The organism is Luteococcus sp. H91 (assembly GCF_038433135.1).
Taxonomy (GTDB): Bacteria; Actinomycetota; Actinomycetes; order Propionibacteriales; family Propionibacteriaceae; genus Luteococcus.
The window spans coordinates 1-23,629 of the sequence record NZ_JBCDMV010000015.1 but is presented as its reverse complement, the minus strand read 5'-3'; the positions used below and the strand labels follow the sequence as shown (position 1 = coordinate 23,629).

General features: G+C 66.5%; 18 protein-coding genes and 1 tRNA gene. 2 read left to right on the top strand and 17 right to left on the bottom strand.

Annotation, left to right across the window (positions count from 1 at the left end; all coding sequences use genetic code 11):
* Positions 1-141: 141 nt before the first annotated feature.
* From fusA to rplJ, 8 genes are all read right to left on the bottom strand, one after another.
* Positions 142-2,190, bottom strand: a complete 2,049-nt coding sequence (gene fusA, locus AAEX57_RS08930; protein WP_446721130.1) for an elongation factor G — start codon at positions 2,188-2,190, stop codon at positions 142-144.
* A gap of 181 nt (positions 2,191-2,371) precedes the next feature.
* Positions 2,372-2,842 carry a 30S ribosomal protein S7 gene (rpsG, locus tag AAEX57_RS08925; protein ID WP_342091994.1) on the bottom strand — a complete coding sequence of 157 codons (471 nt, stop codon included), beginning with the start codon at positions 2,840-2,842 and terminating at the stop codon, positions 2,372-2,374.
* Positions 2,842-3,213 (bottom strand): 30S ribosomal protein S12, encoded by a 372-nt coding sequence (rpsL, locus tag AAEX57_RS08920; protein WP_077340453.1) that lies wholly within the window; start codon positions 3,211-3,213, stop codon positions 2,842-2,844. Before rpsL ends, rpsG begins: the two co-directional genes overlap by 1 nt.
* A 274-nt stretch (positions 3,214-3,487) precedes the next feature.
* Entirely contained in the window at positions 3,488-4,153 is a 666-nt protein-coding gene (locus AAEX57_RS08915) for an MOSC domain-containing protein (RefSeq protein ID WP_342091993.1), read from the bottom strand.
* A 113-nt stretch (positions 4,154-4,266) separates the two neighbouring features.
* Positions 4,267-8,148, bottom strand: coding sequence for a DNA-directed RNA polymerase subunit beta' (locus AAEX57_RS08910; RefSeq protein ID WP_342091992.1), 3,882 nt, complete (start codon positions 8,146-8,148; stop codon positions 4,267-4,269).
* Between the two features lie 130 nt (positions 8,149-8,278).
* Positions 8,279-11,764, bottom strand: a complete 3,486-nt coding sequence (rpoB, locus tag AAEX57_RS08905) for a DNA-directed RNA polymerase subunit beta (RefSeq protein ID WP_342091991.1) — start codon at positions 11,762-11,764, stop codon at positions 8,279-8,281.
* Between the two features lie 399 nt (positions 11,765-12,163).
* Entirely contained in the window at positions 12,164-12,559 is a 396-nt protein-coding gene (rplL, locus tag AAEX57_RS08900) for a 50S ribosomal protein L7/L12 (RefSeq protein ID WP_342091990.1), read from the bottom strand.
* Between the two features lie 33 nt (positions 12,560-12,592).
* Positions 12,593-13,240, bottom strand: a complete 648-nt coding sequence (gene rplJ / locus AAEX57_RS08895) for a 50S ribosomal protein L10 (RefSeq protein WP_342091989.1) — start codon at positions 13,238-13,240, stop codon at positions 12,593-12,595.
* A 680-nt stretch (positions 13,241-13,920) separates the two neighbouring features.
* On the opposite strand from rplJ, the gene AAEX57_RS08890 reads away from it, so the two are divergent.
* Positions 13,921-14,670: a C40 family peptidase gene (locus tag AAEX57_RS08890; protein WP_342091988.1), complete on the top strand. Its 750-nt coding sequence runs from the start codon at positions 13,921-13,923 to the stop codon at positions 14,668-14,670.
* A 294-nt stretch (positions 14,671-14,964) separates the two neighbouring features.
* On the opposite strand, the gene rplA is transcribed toward AAEX57_RS08890, so the two are convergent.
* From rplA to AAEX57_RS08845, 9 genes are all read right to left on the bottom strand, one after another.
* Positions 14,965-15,669, bottom strand: coding sequence for a 50S ribosomal protein L1 (rplA, locus tag AAEX57_RS08885; protein ID WP_342091987.1), 705 nt, complete (start codon positions 15,667-15,669; stop codon positions 14,965-14,967).
* Between the two features lie 118 nt (positions 15,670-15,787).
* Complete coding sequence (gene rplK, locus AAEX57_RS08880; RefSeq protein ID WP_342091986.1) at positions 15,788-16,216, bottom strand: 50S ribosomal protein L11; 429 nt, start codon at positions 16,214-16,216, stop codon at positions 15,788-15,790.
* A gap of 87 nt (positions 16,217-16,303) precedes the next feature.
* Entirely contained in the window at positions 16,304-17,158 is an 855-nt protein-coding gene (nusG, locus tag AAEX57_RS08875) for a transcription termination/antitermination protein NusG (RefSeq protein WP_342091985.1), read from the bottom strand.
* Positions 17,159-17,184: 26 nt separating this feature from the next.
* Entirely contained in the window at positions 17,185-17,868 is a 684-nt protein-coding gene (gene secE / locus AAEX57_RS08870; protein WP_342091984.1) for a preprotein translocase subunit SecE, read from the bottom strand.
* Positions 17,869-17,972: 104 nt separating this feature from the next.
* Positions 17,973-18,045 (bottom strand) — tRNA-Trp (locus AAEX57_RS08865).
* Between the two features lie 85 nt (positions 18,046-18,130).
* Entirely contained in the window at positions 18,131-18,913 is a 783-nt protein-coding gene (locus AAEX57_RS08860; protein ID WP_342091983.1) for a WecB/TagA/CpsF family glycosyltransferase, read from the bottom strand.
* Between the two features lie 187 nt (positions 18,914-19,100).
* Complete coding sequence (locus AAEX57_RS08855) at positions 19,101-20,195, bottom strand: UDP-N-acetylmuramate dehydrogenase (RefSeq protein WP_342092039.1); 1,095 nt, start codon at positions 20,193-20,195, stop codon at positions 19,101-19,103.
* Between the two features lie 74 nt (positions 20,196-20,269).
* Positions 20,270-20,686, bottom strand: coding sequence for a MaoC/PaaZ C-terminal domain-containing protein (locus AAEX57_RS08850; RefSeq protein ID WP_342091982.1), 417 nt, complete (start codon positions 20,684-20,686; stop codon positions 20,270-20,272).
* Positions 20,683-21,129 (bottom strand): FAS1-like dehydratase domain-containing protein, encoded by a 447-nt coding sequence (locus AAEX57_RS08845; RefSeq protein ID WP_342091981.1) that lies wholly within the window; start codon positions 21,127-21,129, stop codon positions 20,683-20,685. Before AAEX57_RS08845 ends, AAEX57_RS08850 begins: the two co-directional genes overlap by 4 nt.
* Positions 21,130-21,270: 141 nt before the next feature.
* On the opposite strand from AAEX57_RS08845, the gene AAEX57_RS08840 reads away from it, so the two are divergent.
* Entirely contained in the window at positions 21,271-23,532 is a 2,262-nt protein-coding gene (locus AAEX57_RS08840; protein ID WP_342091980.1) for an esterase-like activity of phytase family protein, read from the top strand.
* Positions 23,533-23,629: the final 97 nt, after the last annotated feature.

Below are 23,629 nucleotides of genomic sequence, written 5' to 3'. Positions count from 1 at the left end.
TAGGCTCGGTTCCCCGTCCAGCAAGCTGGGCAAGGGTACCGTCCAAGTTTTGTGCACCCGAGCTTCATAGTCAAACTGATTCCCGGGTGCTGGCCCGGCCGGGCGGAGGATCACTCCCCTACCCGGCCGGACCGAAACCACTCACTCGCCGCCGCGGGCCTTCGCGACGATCTCGTCGGCGACATTCTTCGGGGTCTCGCCGTAGGAGTCGAACTCCATCGAGTACGAGGCCTGACCCGAGGTCTTGGACCGCAGGTCACCGACGTAGCCGAACATCTCGCTCAGCGGAACCAGGGCGCGAACCACGCGGTTGCCGTGCAGCTCGTCCATGCTCTGGATGTGGCCACGACGGGCGTTCAGGTCGCCGATCACGGTGCCCAGGTAGTCCTCCGGGGTGGTCACCTCGACGGCCATCATCGGCTCCAGGATGGCCGGGTCGGCCTTGCGAGCGGCCTCCTTGAAGACCATCGAGCCGGCGATCTTGAACGCCATCTCCGAGGAGTCGACGTCGTGGTAGGCGCCGTCGGTCAGGGTGACGCGGATGTCCTCCACCGGGTAACCGGCCAGCACGCCGAACTGCATGGCGTCCTTGATGCCGGCGTCGACGGCCGGGATGTATTCCTTGGGAATGCGACCACCGGTGACGGCGTTGACGAACTCGTAGCCCGAGCCCGGCTCCAGCGGCTCCAGGTCCACGATCACCTTGGCGTACTGGCCCGAACCACCCGACTGCTTCTTGTGGGTGTAGTCGACCTTCTGCACCGGACGGCGCAGGGTCTCGCGGTAGGCCACCTGCGGCTTGCCGATGTTGGCCTCGACCTTGAACTCGCGCTTCATCCGGTCGATCAGCACCTCGAGGTGCAGCTCGCCCATGCCGGCGATGATGGTCTGACCGGTCTCATCGTCGGTGTGGACGCGGAAGGTCGGATCCTCCTCGGCCAGACGCTGGATGGCGACACCCAGCTTCTCCTGGTCCGACTTGGTCTTGGGCTCGATCGCCTGCTCGATGACGGGGTTCGGGAACTCCATCGACTCGAGGATGATCGGGTTGCCCGCGTCGCACAGGGTCTCACCAGTGGTGGTGTCCTTCAGGCCCATGACGGCGCAGATCATGCCGGCGCCGATCGAGTCGATCTCCTGACGCTTGTTGGCGTGCATCTGGTAGATCTTGCCGATCCGCTCCTTCTTGCCCTTGGTGGCATTGAGCACCTGGGTGCCCGCCTGCAGGACGCCGGAGTAGACCCGGATGAAGGTGAGCTTGCCCAGGTGGGGATCGGCGGCGATCTTGAAGGCCAGGATCGACAGCGGGTCGTCATTGCTGGGGTGACGCTCCAGCACGGCCGACTCGTCGCCGGGCTTGAAGCCCTCGATGGCCGGCACGTCCAGCGGGGACGGCAGGTAGTCGACGACGGCGTCCAGCAGGGGCTGCACGCCCTTGTTCTTGAAGGAGGTGCCACACACGACCGCGTTGAACTTGTTCTCCAGCACACCCTTGCGGATGCCCGCCTTGAGCTGCTCGACGGTGGGCTCCTCACCCTCCAGGAACATCATCATCAGCTCGTCGTCGGCCTCGGCGACAACCTCGAGCAGCTCGGCGCGAGCCGCCTTGGCCTTCTCCAGCATGTCGGCCGGGATCTCCTCGACCTCGTACATCTCGCCCATCGAGGTCTCGCCGCGGTAGGTCTTGGCATTCATCTCGACCAGGTCGACGACGCCCAGGAAGTCCTGCTCGGCGCCGATCGGCAGCTGGATGATGGCCGGGGTGGCCATCAAACGCTCACGGATGGTCTTGACGCAGTGGTCGAAGCTCGCACCGGTGCGGTCCAGCTTGTTGATGTAGCAGATGCGCGGCACGCCGTACTTGGTGGCCTGACGCCACACGGTCTGGCTCTGCGGCTCGACGCCGGCCACACCGTCGAAGACGGCGACGGCACCGTCGAGCACGCGCAGCGAGCGCTCCACCTCGACGGTGAAGTCCACGTGGCCGGGGGTGTCGATGATGTTGATCTGGGTGTCGTGCCAGAAGCACGTGGTGGCAGCGGAGGTGATCGTGATGCCACGCTCCTGCTCCTGCTCCATCCAGTCCATGGTGGCGGCGCCGTCGTGCACCTCACCGATCTTGTGGGTGATGCCCGTGTAGAACAGGATGCGCTCGGTAGTGGTGGTCTTGCCGGCGTCGATGTGGGCCATGATGCCGATGTTGCGGACCTTGGCCAGGTCAGTCTTCAAGTCGATGGCCACAGGGCTTCAACCTCAAATCTTTGAATGGGTTTGAACAGGTTTGGACGTGCAACACGTCCGGGAGAGGATTCTACCCGTCCCGGACGTGATGAATGCCCCAGCACCGGGTGACCGGAGCTGGGGCGAAAGATCACCAGCGGTAATGGGCGAATGCCTTGTTGGCCTCGGCCATCTTGTGGGTGTCCTCACGCTTCTTGACCGAGGCGCCCAGACCATTGGAGGCGTCCAGGATCTCGTTCATGAGGCGCTCGGCCATGGTCTTCTCACGACGAGCGCGAGAGAAACCGACCAGCCAACGCATGCTCAGGGTGGTGGCGCGAGCGGGCTTGACCTCGATCGGCACCTGGTAGGTGGCGCCGCCGACGCGACGCGACTTGACCTCGAGCGAGGGCTTGATGTTGTCCAGCGCGCGCTTCAGCGTCTGCACGGGATCGACACCGGTCTTCTCGCGGGTGCCCTCCAGCGCGGTGTAGACGATGTCCTGAGCGGTGGTCTTCTTGCCGTCCAGCAGGATCTTGCTGACCAGCTGGGAGACCAGCGGCGACCCGTAGACCGGATCGATGATGACGGGGCGCTTGGGCGCCGGACCCTTGCGAGGCATTACTTCTCCTTCTTCGCGCCGTAGCGGCTGCGAGCCTGCTTGCGACCCTTGACACCCTGGGTGTCGAGCGAGCCACGGATGATCTTGTAGCGAACGCCGGGCAGGTCCTTCACACGACCGCCGCGCACGAGCACCATCGAGTGCTCCTGCAGGTTGTGACCCACGCCGGGGATGTAGGCGGTCACCTCGATCCCGGAGGAGAGGCGAACACGGGCCACCTTGCGAAGCGCCGAGTTCGGCTTCTTCGGGGTGGTGGTGTACACGCGAGTGCACACGCCACGACGCTGGGGCGAACCCTTGAGCGCGGGGGTCTTGTTCTTGCTGACCTTGTCAGTGCGGCCCTTGCGGACCAGCTGCTGGATTGTAGGCACCGGCTGGTATCTCTTTCGTTGTCTGGATGGTCTAACCCTGGCTTGCAGCTCCCGCGCGTCAGTTGTGGACCACCGTTATCCCCAGCTGGTGCAGTTGTCTGCAGTGCGAACTCCGCACCGTTGCCGTCCACCTCGCAACGTTTAGGAGGACGACCCCACTGCCAGGGCACGCACAAAGGCCCGATCTGATCGAGCACAGGTCACAAATTTACTCGACGTGTGCCCCGGGGTCAAAACGGGGCCCCGTCCGGCCCGCTGGCTACGGGCTCCATCCTCAGCTCAGATCCGTGACCACCCGTGCCACCAACTTGGCGCGGACGTCGTCGGCCAGCAGGTCACCCGCCCGGAGCACCTGTTCGGCCAATTCCGGGCGGATGGTCCGTGCCCAGAAGACGTCGCGGATGGTGACCCCATGGGTGGGGACGTCCACGCGTCGCGCCACCGCCCCGGGCTCGATCCGCCCGGGCCGCAGCACCCGCAGGTAACTGCCGGCACCGCCCGCCGCGGTGAACTCCTTGATCCATCCCGGGCGATCGGCCACCCGTTGGAAGGTGCGGCAGGGAATGCGGGGCACGCTGACCTGCAGCAGCACGTCGCCGATCGCCCAGCACTCCCCCACGATCGACGCGTTGAGGTCCCAGCCCGCGGTGGTCAGGTTCTCCCCCATCCAGCCCGGCGCCAGTCCACGGACCAAGCGGGAGCTCCACAGGGCCAGATCCTCGACGCCCACCGCGTAGACCGCCTTGTCGCTACCGCCATGGTGCTTGCGGTCACCGACGAAGTCACCCTCGACGCCCGAGGAGCGCGGGCCGTCCGGGCTGCGCGGGCCCGGGTCGCTCACGGCGATCACGTCCACCGGTCGTTTGTCGTGCCCCGTCGGCCTGCCGTAGCCGCCCAGGTCATCGCAAGGGGCGCCGACATTGACCGAGACGATCCGCATGACTTTCAGCCTAGCGGGCCCCGCGACCGGCTCGGGATCGTGCTGGCATGGCCGTGAATGCCACTGGGGCGCCTTCCCGAAGGAAGACGCCCCAGTGGGTGTCACGGTGAGACTCAGCGCATGTCGCCGAAGTCCAGGTCCTCCAGCGGAACCGCCGCGCCCGTGCCCGACCCGAAGTCGTAGTCGAACGGGTCGTAGCTCATGGTGAAGGCAGTGGCCTTCGCCTCCGCGGTGGGCTCCACCCGGATGTTGCGGTAGCGCTCCAGACCGGTGCCGGCCGGGATCAGCTTGCCCAGGATCACGTTCTCCTTCAGGCCCACCAGCGAATCCGACTTGCCGTGGATGGCGGCGTCGGTCAGCACCTTGGTGGTCTCCTGGAAGGAGGCCGCGGACAGCCAGGACTCGGTGGCCAGCGACGCCTTGGTGATACCCATCAGCACCGGACGACCCTCGGCGGGCTTGCCGCCTTCGGCCAGCGCCGTGCGGTTCTGGCTCTCGTAGGTCGGGCGGTCGACGAGCTCGCCGGGCATCATCTTGGTGTCGCCGGAGTCGATCACGGTCACCCGACGCAGCATCTGCCGGATGATGATCTCGATGTGCTTGTCGTGGATCGGGGCGCCCTGGGTGCCGTACACCCGCTGGACCTCCTCCACCAGGTGCTCCTGCACCTTGCGCACACCGCGAACCCGCAGCACGTCCTGGGGATCCAGGGTGCCGGCCGTCAGCTGCTCGCCGGCCTCGACGTGGTCGCCGTCCTTGATCGAGTGCTTGACGCCATTGGCGTCCTCGAACTCCAGACGGGCACGACGCGGCACCGGGTACTCCAGGTCTTCCTGGCCGTCGTCGCGCTTGATCACCAGCTTGCGCGAGCGGTCACCCTCCTCGATCGTGACCCGACCCGCGGCCTCGGCCATCGGGGCCTTGCCCTTGGGCTGGCGGGCCTCGAAGAGCTCGACCACTCGGGGCAGACCCTGGGTGATGTCGTCGCCGGCCACACCACCGGTGTGGAAGGTACGCATCGTCAGCTGGGTACCGGGCTCACCAATCGACTGGGCGGCGACGATACCGACGGCCTCGCCCACGTCGACCAGCTTGCCGGTGGCCAGCGAACGGCCGTAGCACATGGCACAGGTGCCGGTGGCGGCCTCACAGGTCAGCACCGAACGCACCTTGGCGGTGGAGATGCCGGCCTCAACCATGGCCTTGATCTCCTCGTCGCCCAGGTCGGTGCCCGCGGGCACCACCACGTTGCCCTTGTCGTCGACGGAGTCGACGGCCAGGGTGCGGGCGTAGACGGCGGTCTCGACATTGCCCAGGATCCGCAGCACGCCGGCCTCGTCAACCTCCGCGATCGGCTTGGTCAGGCCGCGCTCGGTCTGGCAGTCCTCCTCGCGGATGATCACGTCCTGGCTGACGTCCACCAGACGACGGGTCAGGTAACCCGAGTCGGCGGTACGCAGCGCGGTGTCGGCCTGGCCCTTACGACCACCGTGGGTGGAGATGAAGTACTCCAGGACCGACAGGCCCTCACGGAAGTTGGACTTGATCGGTCGGGCGATGATCTCGCCCTTCGGGTTGGCCACCAGGCCACGCATGGCCGCGATCTGACGCATCTGCGTCATGTTTCCTCGGGCACCGGAGTGCACCATCATGAAGATCGGGTTGGTGGCGGTGAAGTTCTTCTCCATCGCACTGGTCAGCTCGGCGGTCGCGTCGGTCCAGATCTGGATCAGTTCCTGACGACGCTCGTCCTCGGTCACGGCGCCACGCTCGTACAGCTTGTCAATCTTGGCGGCCTTGGCGTCGTAGCCGGCGATGATCTCCGGCTTGTTCGGCGGCGTCTGCACGTCGCCGATGGAGACGGTCACGCCGGAACGGGTGGCCCAGTGGAAGCCCAGGTCCTTCAGGTTGTCCAGGGTCTGGCCAACCTGCACCTTCGGGTAGCGCTCCGCCAGGTCGTTCACGATGGCGCCCAGCTGCTTCTTGCCGACGGTCTCGTTGATGAACGGGTAGTCGGCCGGCAGCGCCTCGTTGAAGATGGCACGGCCCAGCGTGGTCTCCAGAATCGCGGTGCCGTCGGGACGGACCTCGGCGCCCTCGGGGGCGACGATGTCCTTCAGCCGCAGCTTGATCTTGGCGCCGACCAGCAGCTCCTTGCGATCGAAGGCCATCAGGGCCTCGGCCAGCGAGGAGAAGGCCTTGCCGGTGCCCGCACCCTCACGCTCCTGGGTGAGGAAGTACATGCCGATGATCATGTCCTGGGTCGGCAGGGTGACGGGACGACCGTCGGCCGGCTTCAGGATGTTGTTCGTCGACAGCATCAGGATGCGCGCCTCGGCCTGGGCCTCGGCGGACAGCGGCAGGTGGACGGCCATCTGGTCGCCGTCGAAGTCGGCGTTGAAGGCGGTGCAGACCAGCGGGTGCAGCTGGATGGCCTTGCCCTCGATCAGCTGGGGCTCGAAGGCCTGGATGCCCAGACGGTGCAGGGTTGGTGCCCGGTTCAGCAGCACCGGGTGCTCCTTGATGACCTCTTCGAGGACATCCCACACCTGGGGGCGCTGACGCTCCACCATCCGCTTGGCGCTCTTGATGTTCTGGGCGTAGTTCAGGTCGTCCAGCCGCTTCATCACGAAGGGCTTGAACAGCTCCAGCGCCATCGCCTTGGGCAGGCCGCACTGGTGCAGCTTGAGCTGCGGGCCCACCACGATGACCGAACGGCCCGAGTAGTCCACGCGCTTGCCCAGCAGGTTCTGGCGGAAGCGGCCCTGCTTGCCCTTCAGCATGTCGCTGATGGACTTCAGCGGACGGTTGCCCGGCCCGGTGACGGGGCGGCCACGACGACCGTTGTCGAACAGCGAGTCCACTGCCTCCTGCAGCATCCGCTTCTCGTTGTTCACGATGATCTCGGGCGCACCGAGATCCAGCAGGCGCTTCAGACGGTTGTTGCGGTTGATCACGCGACGGTACAGGTCGTTCAGGTCGGAGGTCGCGAAACGGCCACCGTCCAGCTGCACCATCGGACGCAGGTCCGGCGGGATGACCGGGACGGCGTCCAGCACCATGCCGGCCGGCGAGTTCTTGCCGTCCAGGAAGGCGGAGACCACCTTCAGCCGCTTCAGGGCGCGGGTCTTGCGCTGGCCCTTGCCGGTCTGGATGGTGTTCTTGAGGTTCTCGGCCTCGGCGGTCAGGTCGAAGGTGGCCAGGCGACGCTTGATCGCCTCGGCGCCCATGAAGCCCTCGAAGTACTTGCCGAAGCGGGTCTTCATCTCCCGGTAGAGGATCTCGTCGCCCTCCAGGTCCTGAACCTTCAGGCCCTTGAAGCGGGTCCAGACGGCATCCAGCCGGTCCAGCTCGCGCTGGCTGCGGTCGCGGAGCTGCTTGAGCTCCTTCTCCGCGCCGTCGCGCACCTTCTTCTTGATGTCGGCCTTGGCGCCCTCGCTCTCGAGCTGCTCCATGTCAGCCTCGAGCTTGGCCATCCGCGCCTCGATGTCGGCGTCGCGGCGCTGCTCCAGCCGCTTGCGCTCGGTCTCCACCTTCGCCTCCAGCGACGGCAGGTCCCGGTGACGGGCATCCTCGTCGACGGAGGTGATCATGTAGGCCGCGAAGTAGATGACCTTCTCCAGGTCCTTCGGAGCGATGTCCAGCAGGTAGCCCAGCCGGGACGGGACGCCCTTGAAGTACCAGATGTGGGTCACGGGGGCGGCCAGCTCGATGTGGCCCATCCGCTCGCGGCGCACATTGGAGCGGGTGACCTCGACGCCACAACGCTCGCAGATGATGCCCTTGAAGCGCACCCGCTTGTACTTGCCACAGTTGCACTCCCAGTCCCGGGTGGGGCCGAAGATCTTCTCGCAGAAGAGGCCGTCGCGCTCGGGCTTCAGGGTGCGGTAGTTGATGGTTTCCGGCTTCTTGACCTCGCCGTGCGACCACTCGCGGATCTGGTCGGCTACAGCCAGGCCAATCCGGAGTTCGTCGTAGAAGTTCACGTCCAGCACGTTGGTTCTCTTTCTCCTGTTGGTTCAGGAAACTTCAAATGTCTGAGTACTTGTCTTGACTGAGTCACCCGGGGGCCGGCCGTCGGGCCGGCCCTTCCGGATGTGGGCGCGCGGTGCGCGCCCGTGGCACTCAGACTTCGTCGACGACGGCGAACGAGTCGCTGCCGGGACGACGGGAGAGGTCGATGCCGAATTCCTCGGCGGAGCGGTAGTCGTCCTCGCTGTCGCGAAGCTCCACCACGGTGCCGTCACTGGAGAGGACCTCCACGTTCAGGCACAGCGACTTCATCTCCTTGACCAGAACCTTGAAGGATTCCGGGATGCCGGGCTCGGGGATGTTCTCGCCCTTGACGATGGCCTCGTAGACCTTCACGCGGCCGGGGACGTCGTCGGACTTGATGGTCAGCAGCTCCTGCAGGGCCCAGGCGGCGCCGTACGCCTCCATGGCCCACACCTCCATCTCACCGAAGCGCTGGCCACCGAACTGCGCCTTGCCGCCCAGCGGCTGCTGGGTGATCATCGAGTACGGGCCGGTGGAACGGGCGTGGATCTTGTCGTCCACCAGGTGGTGCAGCTTCAGCATGTACATATAGCCGACGCCGACCTTCTCCGGGTACGGCTCGCCGGAGCGGCCGTCGAACAGGCGGGCCTTGCCGTCGCGGTCAACCAGGTGGTCACCGTCGCGGGTCGGGATGCCGTTCTCCAGCAGACCGGAGATCTCGTCCTCGTTGGCGCCGTCGAAGACCGGGGTGGCCAGTCGGGAGTTGCCGTCGACGTGGCCCAGGCCAACCTCGCGCAGCCGCTCCGCCCATTCGCCGTCGATGCCCTCGATGTCCCAACCGGTCTTGGCGATCCAGCCCAGGTGGTTCTCCAGCACCTGACCGACATTCATTCGCGACGGAACACCCATCGGGTTCAGCACGATGTCGACCGGGGTGCCATCCTCCAGGAAGGGCATGTCCTCGACGGGCAGGATCTTGGAGATGACGCCCTTGTTGCCGTGGCGGCCGGCGAGCTTGTCACCATTGGAGATCTTGCGCTTCTGGGCGACGTAGACCCGCACCAGCTGGTTGACGCCGGGCGGCAGCTCGTCGCCCTCATCGCGGTCGAAGACGCGCACGCCGATGACCACACCGGTCTCGCCGTGCGGCACCTTCATCGAGGTGTCGCGCACCTCGCGGGCCTTCTCACCGAAGATTGCGCGCAGCAGGCGCTCCTCCGGGGTGAGCTCGGTCTCGCCCTTCGGGGTGACCTTGCCGACCAGGATGTCGCCGGTGCCGACCTCGGCACCGATCCGGATGATGCCGCGCTCGTCCAGGTTGGCCAGCATCTCCTCGGAGACATTCGGGATGTCCCGAGTGATCTCCTCCGGGCCGAGCTTGGTGTCACGGGCATCGACCTCATGCTCCTCGATGTGGATCGAGGTGAGGACGTCGTCCTGGACGAGGCGCTGCGACAGGATGATCGCGTCCTCGTAGTTGTGACCTTCCCAGCTCATGAAGGCGACCAACAGGTTGCGGCCCAGGGCCATCTCGCCACCGTCGGTGCAGGGGCCGTCGGCCAGCGGGGTGCCGACCTCGACGCGCTGCCCCTGGGTGACCAGCGGGCGCTGGTTGATGCAGGTGCCCGCGTTGGAACGCTTGAACTTCTGCAACTGGTAGGTCTGGTAGGTGCCGTCGTCGCAGGCGACGTCGATCAGGTCGGCCGAGACCGCCATCACCACGCCGGCCTTGGCGGCGACGGTGACGTCGCCGACGTCGATCGCCGAGCGGTACTCCATGCCGGTGCCGACGAAGGGGGCCTCATTGCGCAGCAACGGAACCGCCTGGCGCTGCATGTTGGCACCCATCAGGGCGCGGGATGCGTCGTCGTGCTCCAGGAAGGGGATCAGGGCCGTGGCCACCGACACCATCTGGCGCGGGGAGACGTCCATGTACTCGACGTCGTCGCGCGGGACGGTGTCCACGTCGCCGTGCTTGATCCGAACCAGCACGCGCTCCTCGGCGAAGCGACCGTTCTCGTCGATCTCGGCATTGGCCTGCGCGATGACGTAACGGTCCTCCTCGTCCGCGGTGAGGTAGTCGATCTGATCGGTGACCGAGCCGTCGACGACCTTGCGGTACGGCGTCTCGATGAAGCCAAAGGCATTCACCCGGGCGAAGGAGGCCAGCGAGCCGATCAGGCCGATGTTCGGGCCTTCCGGGGTCTCGATGGGGCACATGCGGCCGTAGTGCGACGGGTGGACGTCACGAACCTCCATGCCGGCGCGGTCACGGGACAGACCGCCGGGGCCCAGCGCGGACAGACGACGCTTGTGCGTCAGGCCGGCCAGCGGGTTGTTCTGGTCCATGAACTGCGACAGCTGGGAGGTGCCGAAGAATTCCTTCAGCGCCGCGGTCACCGGGCGGATGTTGATCAGGGTCTGCGGTGTGATCGCCTCGATGTCCTGAGTGGTCATCCGATCCCGGACAACCCGCTCCATCCGGCCCAGACCGGTGCGCAGCTGGTTCTGGATCAGTTCGCCAACGGTGCGCAGACGACGATTGCCGAAGTGGTCGATGTCGTCCTCTTCGACGATGATCTGGGCGCCGTCGCGCTCGATCTCGGTCTTGCCCTCGTGCAGGGCGACGACATAGTGGATGGCCGCGACGATGTCGTCGACGGTCAGCACCTGCTGGTCGAAGGGCATGCCCAGGCCCAGCTTCTTGTTGATCTTGTAACGACCAACCTTCGCCAGGTCGTAGCGCTTCGGGTTGAAGTAGTAGTTCTTCAGCAGCGCCTCGGCGGCATCACGGGCCGGCGGCTCGCCCGGACGCAGCTTGCGGTAGATGTCCAGCAGCGCCTCGTCCTGGGTGGACACATGGTCCTTCTCCAGGGTCTGACGGATCGACTCGTACTCGCTGAACTCCTCCAGGATGCGCTCATCGGTCCAGCCGAGAGCCTTGAGGAGCACGGTGACGTTCTGCTTGCGCTTGCGGTCGAGCCGGACACCCACCATGTCCCGCTTGTCCACCTCGAACTCCAGCCAGGCGCCACGCGACGGGATGATCTTGCAGGTGAAGATGTCCTTGTCGGAGGTCTTGTCCGGGGTCTGCTCGAAGTAGACGCCCGGGGAGCGGACCAGCTGGGAGACGACGACACGCTCGGTGCCGTTGATGATGAAGGTGCCCTTGTCGGTCATCAGCGGGAAGTCGCCGATGAAGACGGTCTGGCTCTTGATCTCGCCCGTGTCATTGTTCATGAACTCGGCGGTGACGAAGAGCGGTGCCGCGTAGGTCACGTCGCGGTCCTTGCACTCCTCCACGGAGTACTTGGGGCTCTCGAACCGGTGGTCGCGGAAGCTGAGCGACATCGTCTCGGAGAAGTCCTCGATCGGGGAGATCTCCTCGAAGATCTCCTCCAGTCCGGACTTGGTGTTCACATCGGTACGTCCCGCAGCGAGAGCCTCGTCGACGCTGGTGCGCCAGGCTTCATTGCCGATCAGCCAGTCAAAGGACTTGGTCTGGAGGTCGAGCAGGTTCGGGACTTCGAGCGGTTCATGGATCTTCGCGAAGGAAATTCGTCCGCTGGTGGAGACGACATTCAGGTTCTTCGACGCAGTGCGCGAGGCGGCCAAGATATTGGTCCTTCCAAGAACTCGGAAAGGGTTCTTTGCATGCAGAACGACCCGAGTCAAGTCACGGGTCGACGGTTTGGCGATGGGGCAAAAGGACACACTACGCTAAACGTCTGTCAATGGCAACACGCGCACAGCGGTGCTTCGGGTTGCCGATCCAGCCAGCGGCGCGACCCTGCGCCACGTCCCCTCCGAGTCCAGTCGAGTCTAGCCCTTCCCGGTGCGCCCGCAAAGGCGCGGGCCCCCTAAGTTGCGAACCGGCCCGACCCACCACCATCCGGGCGACCCGTCGGCGGGCGCCCGCCCCCAGGTCGGCGCAGCTGGCCAGAAAAGAAGCCAGGGCGACCGGTTTCCCGGTCGCCCTGGCGACGATTCAGCGCTCCCCCGAAGGGGAAGGGGTCACTTGACGGTGACGGTGGCGCCGGCAGCCTCGAGCTGCTCCTTGGCCTTGGCGGCAGCCTCCTTGCCGACCTTCTCCAGGACGGCCTTGGGGGCGCCCTCAACGAGGTCCTTGGCCTCCTTCAGGCCGAGGCTGGTCAGAGCGCGAACCTCCTTGATGACCTGGATCTTCTTGTCGCCAGCCGACTCGAGGATGACGTCGACCTCGTCGGAGGCCTCCTCGGCGGCGTCGTCACCACCGGCAGCGCCACCGGCCGCGGGAGCGGCGGCGACGGCAACCGGGGCAGCGGCGGTGACGCCGAAGGCGTCCTCGAACTGCTTGACGAACTCGCTGAGCTCGATCAGGGTCATCTCCTTGAAAGCGTCAAGGAGCTCTTCAGTGCTGAGCTTGGCCATGATGGTCCTTTCGTATTTCTGTCTGATGCAGCGTCAGTTGGCCGCGTCGGTGTTGTCAGCAGCCGGGGCTGCATCTGCCGCATCAGCGGCGGGTGCCTCCGAGCTGGGCTCGGCGGCTTCCTGGTCAGCCGCGGGCGCCGAACCGGCGCCAGCGATGATCGAGGGGTCGGCCTGCGCCTTGGTCTCCAGCGCACCCAGGGCGCGAGCGGCCTGGGAGAGCGGAGCGGCAAACAGGTAGACGGCCTGCTGCAGGGTGCCCTGCATGGCGCCTGCGAGCTTCGCGAGGAGGACCTCACGCGACTCGAGATCGGCAAGCTTCTTCACCTCGTCGGCGTCCAGGACCTTTCCGTCCATGACACCGCCCTTGATGACCAGGAGGGGGTTTGCCTTTGCGAAGTCGCGCAGACCCTTCGCAACGGTGGCAACGTCACCGTTGATGAAGGCGATAGCGGTGGGGCCGGTGAGCTGCTCATCGAGCCCCTCAATGCCAGCTTCCTTGGCCGCGATCGTGGTCAGGGTGTTCTTCGCAACGGCGTAGCTGGCGTCTCCACCAAGCGACCTGCGCAGTTCCTTCAGGTTGCTCACGGTGAGTCCGCGGTACTCGGTCAGCACGGCTGCATCGGCGTTCTCGAAGCTCTGCTTCAGCTCGTCGACCGCAGCTGCCTTGTCTGGCCTAGCCATTGGGTCTCCTTCCCACTTCCTGTTGTTCGCGAACCTCCCCGTGACAGAGAGATCCGCCTGTGCCTCAAACCGTCGACACACGACGAGTGCCCGGTGCCAGGGCAACAAAAAAGCCCCGGCGCACAAGTGGCGCGGGGCAACTTCCGAAACCGACATCTTCATGTCGGGCTCGGGAATCGTACTGCGTTCACCTGCGCGGGCGTCCATCGCGATTGCTCGGATGGACTTTCATCACTACCAGCGGTCTTCGGCCCTGCCACTCTAGACCCAGATCGACGCCGCAACCAAATCGGGGCGACTGCGAGGCAGCGGACGGCCACCCGTCGGGCAACGACCCGGCGCCCGGCCACCTGCCCACCATCGTCGGACCCTCAGCTTTGAGCGGCTGACATCCCGGCGTCGGGCGAGTTGTGAACGTCCCCACCTGGGGTTGACTGTGACTTATCTCACTTGCCAGTTTCCGCGCCCCGCGAACATGCTTGCCAGCGATGGGTTGTCCATATCGGTGGACATCCGTGGACACCCCGGAACGTTCCTTAATGAACCCTGAGAGTTGGCGAAGAACGTTCAGGCCCGTAGTGTTCCACTGTCACCCCGATCGGGGACGAGCAGAACACCGCGAAAGACGCCCGGCACCGTGCCATCACCGGCGCCGACACCTATTCAAGGGGAAACACCTGATGACCACGCTCCGCAAGACTGCCCTGACCGCTGCCGCCACCGCTGCGGTCGGTTTCAGCACCTTTGCTGTGTCGGCGCCGGCCGAGGCCGCCAGCTGCACCACGACCGGCTACAACGTGCGCTGCTCCATGCAGAACGCCCGCAAGGTCACCAAGCGTCTTGGCTATGGCGCCCAGGGCAGCCAGGTTCGCTACCTGCAGCTGTCGTTGAACCAGGTCGGCTACAAGGTCAAGGTGACCGGCTACTGGGGCAGCCAGACCAATGCCCAGCTGCGCAACTACCAGGCCTCCCGGGGTCTGAAGCGCGCCAGCGTGGCCAACAGCAGCACCATGAACGCCCTGCGCAAGGGCGCCGGCAAGAAGGTGAGCACCCGTCGCAGCGTCACCAGCAGCGTCGGCAGCTCCGCCAAGGGTGCTCGCGCGGTCTCCTTCGCCTACGCCCAGATCGGAAAGCCCTACCGTTACGGCGCCACCGGCCCCTCCTCCTACGACTGCTCCGGCCTGACCGGTGCCGCCTGGCGCTCGGCCGGCAAGAGCGTCCCGCGCACCAGCTACGGCCAGCTCGGCGGCCTCAAGCGGGTCAGCAAGTCCAGCCTGCGCCCCGGCGACATCGTCGGCTTCTACGGCGGCGGCCACGTCGGCCTGTACATCGGCAATGGCAAGGTCATCCACGCTCCCCGCACCGGCCAGAACGTGAAGATCGCGTCGCTGAACTCGATGTCCTTCGCGGGCGCCGTTCGCCCGGCCTGACCGACCCACGGATCACCCTGGGACCGGCACTCTGGTCCCGCCACGATGCCCCCGGCTCCCCACAGGAGCCGGGGGCATCGTGTTGCACCCAGGTGCCGGTGACACCGACCGGGCCACGCCGTCTGCACGAGTGGGGGCTGGCGCGCCCACACCACACGTGGTTACCGGCTCCCCCGCGGGCCAGGCGCAGCCGGCGCGGGGACCAGCGCGACGGCCTGCCCGGCAGCACCGTGGCACACGCAGAACTCCCCGCCGCCCAGAGGGCGACGGGGAGTTCGGTGATCAGGGGATGAATCAGGCCTGCTCGGCCGGCTTCACCTTGGTGGGGTCGATCTGGACGCCGGGGCCCATGGTCGAGGAGATGGTGATCTTCTTCAGGTAACGGCCCTTGGACGCGTTCGGCTTCAGACGCAGGATCTCGTCCAGCACGGCGAAGTAGTTGTCCACCAGCTGCTTGGCGTCGAAGGAGGCCTTGCCCACCAGCAGGTGCAGGTTGGCGTGCCGGTCGACGCGGAACTCGATCTTGCCGCCCTTGATGTCGCTGACGGCCTTGGCGACGTCCATGGTGACGGTGCCGGTCTTCGGGTTGGGCATCAGGCCACGGGGACCGAGCACGCGGCCCAGGCGGCCGACCTTGCCCATCAGGTCCGGGGTGGCGACGACGGCGTCGAAGTCGAGGTAGCCGCCAGCCACCTTCTCGATCAGCTCGTCGGAGCCAACCTCGTCCGCGCCGGCGGCCTTGGCGGCCTCGGCATTGGCGCCATTGGCGAAGACAAGGACCCTTGCCGTCTTGCCGGTGCCGTGCGGGAGGTTGACCGTGCCACGGACCATCTGGTCCGCCTTACGGGGGTCGACACCGAGTCGCATGGCGACGTCGATGGTCTCGTCGAACTTGGCCGAGGCGCTGTTCTTGACGAGCTCGATCGCCTGCTCGGCGGAGTAGAGCTCGTTCTCGTCACGCTTCTCGGCTGCGGCCGTGTAGGCCTTGCTGCGCTTCATTGATCTGGTTCCTTTGTTTGTCTGCAGTCAGCCTCGTGGGCTGATCCACCAGGTGCTGGTCCGGACCGCGCGGGCCCTCCCAGCGGGGAGCGTCACCCAGCAGGTGCTGGGCGTCGAATCACTCGACGGTGACGCCCATCGAACGGGCGGTGCCGGCCACGATCTTCATGGCGGCCTCGACGTCGTTCGCGTTCAGGTCGGGGAGCTTGGTGGTCGCGATCTCGCGCACCTGGTCGGCGGTGAGCTTGCCCACCTTGTCCTTGTGCGGCACCGCGGAGCCCTTGCTCAGACCGGCAGCCTTCTTGATCAGCTCGGCGGCCGGCGGGGTCTTCGTGATGAAGGTGAAAGTGCGGTCCTCGTAGATGGTGATCTCGACGGGGACGATGTTGCCACGCTGGTTTTCCGTCTTGGCGTTGTACGCCTTGCAGAACTCCATGATGTTGACGCCGTGCGGGCCGAGGGCGGTACCGACCGGCGGTGCGGGAGTGGCTGCACCCGCCTGCAGGGCGACCTTGACGAGCGCCGCTACCTTCTTCTTGGGAGGCATGTTGGGTCCTTTTTCTTGGCTGGGCCACGCGGGATGCGTGGCCACTGGTCTTGCAGGTGACCGAGCTGGCGGCTCGGCCGACGTGAACTAGATCTTGGCGATCTGCGGGAAGGTCAGGTCGACCGGGGTCTCGCGACCCAGGATCTCGACCAGGGCCTTGAGCCGCTGGCTGTTCACGTTGATCTCGGTGATGGTGGCGTGGACGCCCGCGAACGGGCCGTCGGTCACCTGGACGGAGTCGCCGACCGCGAAGTCGACGACCTCCACCTTCTTGCGGGTCCGCGGGGTCGGGGCGGTCTGCTCGGACGCGACGCGCGCCATCACGGACGGCGTCAGCATCTTCTCGACCTCCTCCAGGCTCAGCGGAACGGGATTCTGGGCCTGACCGACGAAGCCGGTCACGGACGGGGTGTGGCGCACGGTGGACCAGGACTCATCGGTCATGTCCATCCGGACCAGCACGTAACCGGGCAGGACGGTTCGGGTCACGGTCTTGCGGGCGCCATTGCGGATCTCGACGGCCTGCTCGGTGGGCACGATCGTCTCGAAGATGTAGTCCTCCATGTTCAGCGTCTGCACGCGAGCATCGAGGTTCTGCTTCACCCGGTTCTCCATGCCGGAGTAGGTGTGCACCACGTACCACTCACCGAACTTGGTGCGCAGTTCCTGGCGCAGCTCCTCCAGCGCGGCCTCAAGGGCGGCGTCGGCATCCTCATCGGGCTCGGCCGCCTCGTCGCCGTCCTGGCCCTCGGCGGCCTCGTCGGCATCGTCGCCGAAGTTCAAATCGATCTTGTCGGCCTCGTCGGCCAGGTCCTCACCGAAGTCGAGATTCAGCTCGGTTTCGGGCGCCTCAGCCTCGTCGGCGTCGTCGAACTGCCCCAGGTCGATCTCGACCTCGGGAGTCTGCTCGGCCGACTCGTCGAATTCAGGGTGATTGGTCACGTGATTCTCCGTAGATAGAACTGGGGTCACTTGCCGAGGAACTTCAACAGCACCCACCCGAAGGCAGGGTCGAGAAGCCCGACGTAGGCAACGATGAACAGGACGAACAGCAGAACCACCACGAAGTACTGGCTGAGCTGGGAGCTGGTGGGCCAGATGACCTTGCGCAACTCGTCGACCGACTGGCCCACGAAGCCAGCCGGCGTAGTGCGCTTTACGGCCACCCCGGCGGCGGCAGAGCTCTTGGCCTGGGTCTTGCGAACCGGGGCACGCCGGGCGGCCACGGCAGTTTCCTGCGACTCAGCCTGTTCGGCGGGCTGCTTGGCCTGGCTCTTGCGAACCGGCTTCGGCATGTTGGCCCGGGGAGCCTGGGCCGGGGTCTCGGTCTCGGCGGGCTGCTCGGGCTGCGGCTGGACATCGCGCTTGCGGCGGACCGGACGCGACGACCGGGCGCGCGCGGCAACGGCCTCAGCGGCCGCCAACTGCTCGGGATCGTCGATCACCATGTCCTGCGGATCGGCGTGATCCGGGGTGCTGTCCTCGACGTCTTCGCCGGAGAGTTCCTCGGCCTCGTCATCCACGATCTCACCTGCGGGAAGATCCCGCGCCGGGCGAGAGAGCTGGTCACCCGCGGGATCCTGATCGAACGATTGCTGATCCGACTCGTTCTCGGCGTCGTCAAAAGACTTCCGCGTCTGGTCGTCGGCCACAGTGTTCCTTCGTTCGCGCCTCTCGGCTTGTGTCGGTGGCCCTGAATCGGGCCGGACGTTCTGCCCCGTGGGGATTGACTGGTCGGCAGGTTGAACCTGCTTCGCAGGGCAAGAGGGACTTGAACCCCCAACCTGCGGTTTTGGAGACCGCTGCTCTGCCAATTGAGCTATTGCCCTTCGATGACACCCGCGGGTGCCACCAAGATGAAAAGTGTAGTTGCTTTGTCGCCAAGAGTCGAACCGGGCTATGCAACCCCTTTCCTCAAGACCGTCGCAGACCCTTCCAGGCCGACGACGTGACCAGACGAACAGCATACGGCAGATCGTCAACCAGGTATCGCCGCGCCATCCGTCGCGGCTCCAGACCCATCCTGTGCAGCCACTCCGCGCCGATCTGCTGCAGCGCAGGATGCGCCCGGGGGGTGTGCCCTGCTGCCATGTCCAGGGCGCCACCGCAGCCCATGAACCAGGTCTGCGGCAGATCCTCCAAGAGCCGCAACGCAACCCGCTCCTGCCTCGGGAAGCCCAGCGCGACAAAGACCAGGTCGGGCTGCACCGCCTTCATGCGCTCCACCAGGCCGGTCATGTATTGCTGGTCGTGTTCGAAGCCCTTGGGCGGGCAGTCGGTCCCCACCAACTGCAGGCCCGGGAAGGAGCTGACGAACCGCTCCCCCGCTCGTTCGGCAACGCCGGGGCCCGCTCCCAGCAGGAAGACCTTGCGGCCGCGCCGGGCGGCCTCCTCGGAGAAGTGCCAGACCAGATCCGCACCGGTCACGCGCTCCGGCAGTGGCGTGCCCTGCAGGCGACTGGCCCAGACCAGGGGCATGCCGTCCGGCACGATCATGGTGGCGCGAGTCCTGAGGTCCGAGGCCTCCGTCCGTCCGAGCCGCAACATGATGTCCACATTCGCGGTGAGCAACAAGCCACCACGGCCTCGGTCCAGCTGATCCATCACGACCTCGACGGTCCGACGCCAGTCGATCGCATGGATCCGCACACCGTCGAGCTCAATGGTGGGCAGTGCCGGGCCCAAAAGTCGGTGCATCACAATTCTCCCCCGAGACGTTGACCGGCCCGGGTTCCCGATGCCGATGCCCTCGAGGCTACGTGACCAGATGGGCGAGTTCGGACGGACGAGCGACCAAATCCGCTGGGATCACCCACCCGGTCACCCGACATCACCCGGGAATGGCGGGGCGACCCAGCTCGCGGGCGAGGGCGGTGAATTGCGCTCACAGAGCGCAGCCCACCAGCACTGGTTCGGGCACCAGGACCACGCCGAAACGCTCGGCGACGCCGTCGCGGACCACCCTGGCGAGCTCCAGCAAGTCCTCAGCCTTCGCCCCGCCCCGGTTGGTGAGCGCGAGCGTGTGCTTGGTCGACAGGCTGGCCTGGTCGGAGACGGAGAAGCCCTTGGCATAGCCGGCGTGGTCGATCAGCCACGCGGCCGACGACTTGACCCGGCCGGAGCCGGCATCGAAGCGCGGGGCCTCGGCCGGGAGCGCGTCTGCTTGGGCCTGCTCCAGGATCGGATTGGTGAAGAAACTGCCGGCACTCCAGGTGTCGTGATCGGCCGGATCGCTGACCATTCCCTTGCCTGAGCGCAGCGCCAGCACCACCTCGCGCACCTGGCGGGTCTCGGCCCGCTTGCCCACCTCGACGCCCAGCCGATTGGCGAGCTCCTGGTAGCGGATCGGGGCAGACAAGTTCCCCAGGTCCAGCTGGAACATCACCTCGAGCACCACATAGCGACCGGTTGGTCCGCCGTCGGGCATCCGGGTCTGCTTGAAGATCGAGTCACGGTAGGCAAAGCCGCATTCGGAATTGGTGAAGGTGCGGTACTCCCCCGTCACCCGGTCCAGGGTCCGAACGCGGTAGACGGTCTGCGAGACGTCACTGCCATAGGCGCCGACATTCTGGATCGGGGTGGAGCCGACCAGGCCGGGGATCCCGGACAGGGTCTCGATGCCGTACCAGTCCTGTTCGATGGTGAAGGCGACGAAGTCATCCCAGACCTCCCCGGCGGCGACGGTCACGACGGCACCGCCGCAGCCCGCCACGTCGGCGCTGATGCCGCGGGTGGCAACCTTGACCACCGTGCCGGCGAAGCCCTCGTCGGCCACCAGCAGGTTGGAGCCGCCGGAGAGCACCAACAGGGGTTCTGCCGCCTGGTCGGCCTCGCGCACCGCGGCCACCAGTTCCGCCTCGGTGGTGGCGACCACCAGCTTGTGGGCCGGTCCTCCCACCCGGAAGGTGGTGTGCTCGGCGAGTTCCAGCGAGTCGGATCCCAGATCCCGCGGCGTCGCCTCACCGTCCACATGCCACATGTCGCAGGCATTGTCGTCGTTCTGCCCATACTGCGCCGGATCGCCCAGATCAATCAGACCGGGATTGTCGTTCGTCACAACGCCACCTCCACCTTGACCGCTCCCAACACCTTGTCCTGTTCGCAGGTGGCCTCCAGGGCCACCGTCGCGATGCCGTCCTCGACGGCGGTCACCCGGCCCCCGAAGCACACCGGCAGCCCCTCGTCGTCGTCCGGCACCTGGATCGGCCGGGTGAAGCGGACGAAGTAACTCCGGACCCGGGCCGGATCCTCACACCAGTCGGTCACCACCCGCAGGGCCGTGCCCATCGTCCACATGCCGTGGGCGACGACGCCGGGCAGGCCGATCGCCTGGGCGTGCCGGTCGGAGAAGTGGATCGGGTTCAGGTCCGTCGATGCCCCGCTGTAGCGCACGATCCGTTCCCGGGTGATGTGCACCTGCAGCTCGGGCAGCAGGTCCCCGACCGCGACCGTGGTGGGATCGAAGCTCATGGCTGGCCCCCTTCCGGGCGAGTGTGCAGCAATTGGCTGGCCGCCGTGCAGACCCGTTCCCCGTCGACGGTGCGCAGGGCCACGCTGATGCCGATCATGTCGGCAGTGCCTCGGTTGCGCACCTTGTCGATGCTCAGCTGGGCAACGATGTCGTCGCCCTCGCGCAGCGGCCGCACCCAGTCGAAGCGCTGGTCGGCGTGCATGGTGCGCATCAGCGCCAGCCCCAGTTCCTCATCATTGAACAAGGCATCCCAGGCCTGCGCCCCCAACACCATGGCGAAGGTGGGCGGGGCGATCGGGGATTCGCCGGCATAGGCCGGGTTCTCGTCGCCTCCCTCGCACCCTCCCAGGGCCGCGGCGAATTCCGCGATCTTGGCGCGGCTGATCCGATAGGGGGCGGTGGGCGGGTAACTGCGCCCGACGTGCTCAGGGGTGATCGGCATGTGCCCAAGGCTACCGGTGGGCACCGTCGGACGGTGTTTCCCCACACGTCGCCCGTGGTTCACCGGACGTTGAGAGGGTGTCGCCAATCTGCCGCGCCGAGGATGACGCGGCCCCTCACCAGAACCAAGGAGAACCCCATCGTGTCCACCAGCACACGTCGTGGCCTGCGAGCCGGGATCGGCATGGTCGCCGCCACCAGTCTGACCTGCGGCCTGGTCGCCGCCGTCCCCTCCGCCGAGGCCAGCGGTCCGGAGCCGCAGGCCCGGCCCACCAGCGGCACCTTCGAGCGTCTGGCCACCTTCCCCGCCTACCTCAATGCCAGCAAGTCCGAGCCCGCCGTCGCGGAGATCTCCACCGTGACGCCCGACGGCCGCACCGTCGTCTACACCGACTCGGCGGGCAAGCGGATCGGCTTCGTGGACATCCGCAAGGCCTCGCGCCCCAAGGCCCGTGGAACCGTGGCCGTCGGCGGGGAGCCGACCAGCGTCTACGCCACCGGCAACAAGATCCTGGTCTGTGTGGACCGCAGCGACGGTGACTTCGCCCATCCCAAGGGCGCCCTGCTGGTGTTCGACGCCAAGAGCCGCAAGCTGCTGCGCACCGTTGACCTGGGCGGCCAGCCGGACTCGATCGACGTCTCCCCCGACGGAAAATGGGCCACCATCGCGATCGAGAACCAGCGCGACGAGGAGGCCACCCCGAAGGGTCTGGAGGAGGGCGACATCCCCCAGGCACCGGCCGGCAACCTGTCGTCGATCCGGATTGACGGCCCGGTGATCAAGTGGCAGGTCAAGCGCACCAACCTGACCGGGCTGCGCGGCATGGCCGCTCCCAGCGATCCGGAACCCGAATACGTCAAGATCAGCCCCAACGGTCGCTACGCAGCGTTGACGCTGCAGGAGAACAACCAGATCGCGATCATCGACTACCGCCGCCAGCGGGTGGTCAAGACCTTCAGCGCCGGTACTGCGACCGTGAAGGGCGTCGACGTGAAGAAGGACGGGGTGATCAACCCGACGGGCACCATCACCGCGCCGCGCGAGCCGGATTCGATCGGCTGGATCGACAATCGGCACGTCGCCACCGCCAATGAGGGTGACTGGAAGGGTGGGACCCGCGGTTGGACCGTCTTCGACTCGCGCACCGGCAAGGTCACCTGGGATGCGGGCAACAGTCTGGAGAAGCAGGTGATCGCCAACGGCAACTGGCCGGAGAGCCGCGCGGAGAAGAAGGGCGTCGAGCCGGAGGGGCTGGCGGTGGCCACCTTCCGCGGACGGCGCTATGCCTTCGTCGGCTCGGAGCGCGCCAATGTGGTGGCCGTCTACGACGTGAGCAACCCGGCCCGGCCCAGGTACCTGCAGATGTTGCCCTCGACCAATGGCCCGGAGGGGCTGCTGCCCATCCCGTCGCGCAACCTGCTGGTGGTCTCCAGTGAGGTGGATGAGGCGGAGAACAATGTGCGCGCCAGTGTGCAGCTCTACCAGTTCACCCGCGCCACGGCGGCCAGCCGAGCCGCGAAACTGCGTCGCTACCCGCAGATCACGGCCACCCGCGGGATCGGTTGGGGCGCGCTCGGGGCGCTGGCGTCGGATCCTCGCAAGCCGGGCAAGCTGTGGAGCGCCACCGACGCCGCCTATGCCAACACCCGGATCCTGACGATCGACGCCACCCTTACCCCGGCCAGGATCACCGGCGCCACCCCGGTGACCAAGGACGGCAAGCAGGCCAGCTATGACGTCGAGGGACTGTGGCGAAAGCGCGACGGCAAGGGCTTCTGGCTGGGCGTCGAGGGCGAGACCGGCGACCAGAACAAGCTTGTGGAGACCGATGCCAAGGGCCGGGTGCTGCGTGAGGTGTCCCTGCCCGCCGGTTACGCCGCCAAGCTGGGCAAGCAGGGCATTGAGGGTGTCTCCGGCAGCACCAATGGCAAGGTGCTCTACGTCGCCTTCCAGCGCGAGGCAAAGGGTGAGGGCGTCGCCCGGATCGGCCGCTACGACATCGCCAAGAAGCGGTGGAGCTTCTACGGCTACCGGCTGGACACCACCACGACCAAGGGCGACTGGCTGGGGCTGAGCGAGGTGACCACGGTCAACGGTGACACCCTGGCCGTGATCGAGCGGGACAAGCTGAACGGCCCCGACGCCAAGGTGAAGCGGATCTACACGGTCAAGCTCACCAGCAAGGGCGTGTCCGACGGCAAGAAGCTGCCGGTGCTGCGCAAGCGACTGGCCGTCGACGTGCTGCCCACGCTGCGCGCCGGCAATGGCTGGACCCAGGAGAAGCTGGAAGGGATGACGATCGACCGGCGCGGCAACCTCTACGTGATCACCGACAACGACGGGGTGAAGGACGCCACCGGCGAGACGGTCTTTGCGAACCTGGGACGCAAGATCCGTCGCTGACCAGCCGGCGCCGGGTGACGCTGCCCGGCGACGATTCGTGACACAGCAGGGGGGGGGGGGGGGGGGGAGAAAAACCCCCCCCACCCCCCCCCCCCCG